This window comes from Actinomadura sp. NPDC049753 (assembly GCF_040674655.1).
Taxonomy (GTDB): domain Bacteria; phylum Actinomycetota; class Actinomycetes; order Streptosporangiales; family Streptosporangiaceae; genus Spirillospora; species Spirillospora verrucosospora.
Genome location: NZ_JBFARL010000368.1, coordinates 1 through 3,685, shown reverse-complemented (window position 1 = coordinate 3,685; position 3,685 = coordinate 1). Strand labels below are relative to the sequence as shown.

Here is a 3,685-nt window from a genome sequence, read left to right as displayed (position 1 = left end):
GGCCCGACGCTGCTGCTCTGGGGGTACGTGGCCGCGTCCTACCTGATCGCGCTGCGCTGGGGCGCCTGGCGCGCGGAGAACGTGTTCCGGGGCGCTGACCACGGTCTCGTCCGCGCCGGCTCGCGGCGCCCGCCCGGAGGAGACCGTTACTTCGCCGAGGTTCCGCGGACCGTCAGGTCGCGGAGCCGGCCGATGTTGTCGAACGAGCCGAAGCCCACCCGGCCGGAGCCGAGGGTCTTGTCGACGGCCGTGAAGACGGGCTTGGACGACCCGTCCACGTACACGGCGATCTCGCCGGTGTCCGCCCGGCGGTCCACCCGGACGCGGTGCCACGCCTCGTCGGTGATGGCCGGCGGGGCGCCGTGCGACCGGTTGGCGTTCCACTGCTGGTCGATGCGCAGCCGGTCGGCGCCGTTCACCAGGAAGATCCCGTTGTGCGGGTAGATGGTGTTGTCGCTGGAAAGGTGGGCGTAGTAGAAGTGCGTGTCGTCCTGGTAGCCGAAGACGACGATCACGTCCCGGTTGCTGACCGACACCGGCGTGTCGAGCCGCACCTTCGCGTCGATCCGCGTCGAGGTGAGCGCGGGGCCCTTGTTCAGCACCGCGTACTCGAACGGGCGGCGCGGACCCGGGCGCTGCTCCCCGGCCTCGGCGAGGACCACCTGGTCGCCCGGGAACTGCCACTTGGACGGCGTGACGGGCGTCCAGCTCTTGGCGTCCATCGCGTTGGCGACGCGGACCGGACCGGCCGCGCCGGACGCGACCCGCTTCGTCCCCACGACCTTCCAGATCTTGCCGTTGGCCTTGGCGAGCAGGTAGGGCTCGCCCTTGCCGTCCGAGCCGTACCGCAGGTCGACGCGCTTGTCGCCGGCCAGCTCCTGCATCGTGACGGGCTTGCCGGAGGTGTCGTAGGCCGCCAGATCGTAGATCTGGGCGCGGTTGGTCCCGGTCGAGTCGTGCTTCATCTCCGACTCTTCGGTGTACATGAGCCGGCCGCTCACGATGTCGGTGAACAGGTACTTGCCGCGCAGCGCGGGCAGCCTCGCACCGCGGTACACGTAGCCGCCGGAGATGGCGCGGCCGACGTCGCTGGAGCAGTTCCAGTCGGCGGGCGGGTCGTGGTCGTAGGCCGCGAGCGGGTACTCGTAGTCGTACTTGGCGTCGTCGGCCGGCAGCGGGTAGAGGTGGCAGCGGTCGTCCTTGCGGAACGTGAACGCGCCCTCCCGCTCGCTCCACCCGATGTTCGCGCCCGGGTAGAGCTCGTGGATCGACTCGATCTCGTGCTCGCCGATGTGCGCGAGGAACAGCCGGTGGGTGCCGCCGGTGTCCCAGCTGAACCGGTGCGGGTCGCGCATGCCGTAGGCGTAGATCTCGCCGAGCTTGCCGGCCTGCCCGGCGAACGGGTTGTCGGCCGGGACGCCGTACCTGCCGTTGGCGCTGTCCTTCCCGGCGGGGTCGATCCGCAGGATCTTGCCCTGGGGGACGCCGAGGTTCTGCGGGTCGCCGCCGTTGTCGCCGACGTTGCCGTTGCCGCCGTCGCCGACCGACAGGTAGAGCTTGCCGTAGTCGGCGTCGCCGGGACGGGCGTTCGGGTTGAAGTCGATCTGCTGGAGGTTGTGGATGCGCCCGGCGAACCCGATGCGCAGGATCTCGCGGTGCGTCCCGGAGAAGGTGTCGGCCTTCGGGTCCTTGGCCGTCCACTCGTCGACGACGCCGTGGTAGCCGGTCTTCGGCTGCGGGGTGAGGTCGGGCGTCTTGGTCTTGAGCGCCTCGCCCGCCTCGACGTGCGTGGTGTAGAACTTCCCGTTCTTCCGGAAGTCAGGGTGGAACGCGACGAAGCCGAAGCCCTGCCCGAGTCCGGCCTGGGAGAAGAAGTCGGGCGCGAACGTGGCGGCGACGTCCAGGTAGACGTGGGGGGTGCGGGTCTTCTTGTCGAGCAGGTACAGGTTGCCGTTCAGGTCCGGCACGTACAGGCGCCCCGAGTTGTCGGGGACCTCGCCGACGTAGTTGATGCGGTTCCACCGCAGCAGCCGCGGGTCGGTGGGGGTGCCCGTCGGCGTCGACTTCGGCAGCTGCGCGACCTCCTGGAGGACGAGGCCGAGGCCGGACGGCGCGGGGTCTTCGGGGATCGGGTCGAGGATCGGTGCGTCGTCCCGGGCCAGCGCCGCGGGCGGAACGCTGAGCAGCGGCAGCAGGAGCGCCGCGATCGCGAGGAGACACCAGGTGAGCTTACTTCGCATTCCAGCCGTCCTAGGGTGGGGATCGGTGGCAGGAAAGCGCTTTCTGGAAGCGCTTTCCAGAAGGTACGACCGGGCTCGGCCGACGTCAAGGACGAATTTCGGGCAAGCCGGATGTGGTCATCTCGTCACGACCGCTCCGGTGGAACCACGCGTGGACCAGCGTCGCGGCCGTGGAGACGACGAGACCGACGGGGGCGGCGGCCGCGTGCCCGGCCAGGGTCAGCCCCACGGCCACGGCCGCACCGGGCGCCCAGATCCACGTTGCCACTGGCCGCCCCGCGCGCCCGCGCCGCCTCCGCCCGAACTCCGCCGCCATCGGCGGGACGAGCGCCGGCAGCGCCGCCGCGAGCACCGTCAGCCATTCGAGCAGCATCCGATCGACCCGCAGCGCGGCGAGCACGGCCCCGGGCACCGCGATCGCCAGCACCGCCACGACCCGCCGCCCGTCCACCCCCGGCCGATACCGGCCGGACACCCCGCCCGTCCCCCCTCCCGAAACGGCACCACCCGCGGGAGGTGGGGCTTCCGTGCGTGGGGGGTCGGGCGGGCGGGGGAGGAAGCGGTCGACGGCCAGGGCGCCGGAGTGGACGGCGGCGAGGGTCGGGGCGATGACCGACGCGGCGACGAACAGGTTCGCGGCCGGCAGCCCGCCCGGCCCGGCGAGGACCGCGACCACGTCGGTGGAGCCGCTGGCCGCCGCGACCCCCGCCCCGACGACGGAGGCCGCCAGGGCGGGGACGACCAGCAGTGCGACGCAGGCCGCGAGGTCGCGGCGGCCGCGCAGGCCGACGGTGAAGTCGGGGGCCCGCACGGCGAACACCGACACGTACCCGATGTACCCGGCGAGGTCCGCGGCGAGGACGCCCGGCGGCCCGTCGCGGGAGAGCGAGACCGGCGGCGCGGGCGGCGCGAGCTTCACCGCGACGATGCCGATCAGCGCGACCGCGGTGAGGGTGGTGGCGACCGCGACCGCGTTCCACCGCCCGCCGCCCGCGACCAGCACCGCGACCGTCGGGACGGTCAGCGCCGCGACCCCGGCCGCGTCCGGGACTCCGCCGAGCGCCGCGGCGGCCGCCCCGCCGAGGCCGACGTTGAACCCGAACCAGCCGGCCATCGCGACCGCGAGCAGCGCGGTGAAGGCGCGTTCGGCGACCGGGGGGAGGTAGCGGGGCGCGAGGTCGGCCATGCCGGCGTTCTCGCCGGCCGGCTCCCGCAGGCCGAGACGTCCCTGCGCGGCGAGCAGCGCGGCCATGACCACCCCGCCGACCACCAGGACCGGGACGGGCAGCGCGCCGCCGTGACGCCCGCCGACCTGCGCCCCGAGGACGAGCGCGCGAACCACCTGCTGGTCCGGCGCCGACCCCGCCAGCGTCGCGTTCGACGCCGTCAAGCAGGGCATCGACACCAAGGTCAACGTGGTGATCGTCGACACGGCGGGCCCCCTC

The 3,685-nt window shown here is 73.1% G+C and carries 1 protein-coding gene and 1 pseudogene; one reads left to right on the top strand and one right to left on the bottom strand.

Annotated features, from left to right (window positions below; genetic code table 11):
* Window positions 1-146 precede the first annotated feature (146 nt).
* Window positions 147-2,240 (bottom strand): PQQ-dependent sugar dehydrogenase, encoded by a 2,094-nt coding sequence (locus AB0K37_RS40930; RefSeq protein ID WP_363991289.1) that lies wholly within the window; start codon window positions 2,238-2,240, stop codon window positions 147-149.
* A gap of 1,352 nt (window positions 2,241-3,592) precedes the next feature.
* Between AB0K37_RS40930 and AB0K37_RS40925 the strand changes: the two are divergent.
* A pseudogene (locus tag AB0K37_RS40925) lies at window positions 3,593-3,685 on the top strand (hypothetical protein); the annotation flags it as partial.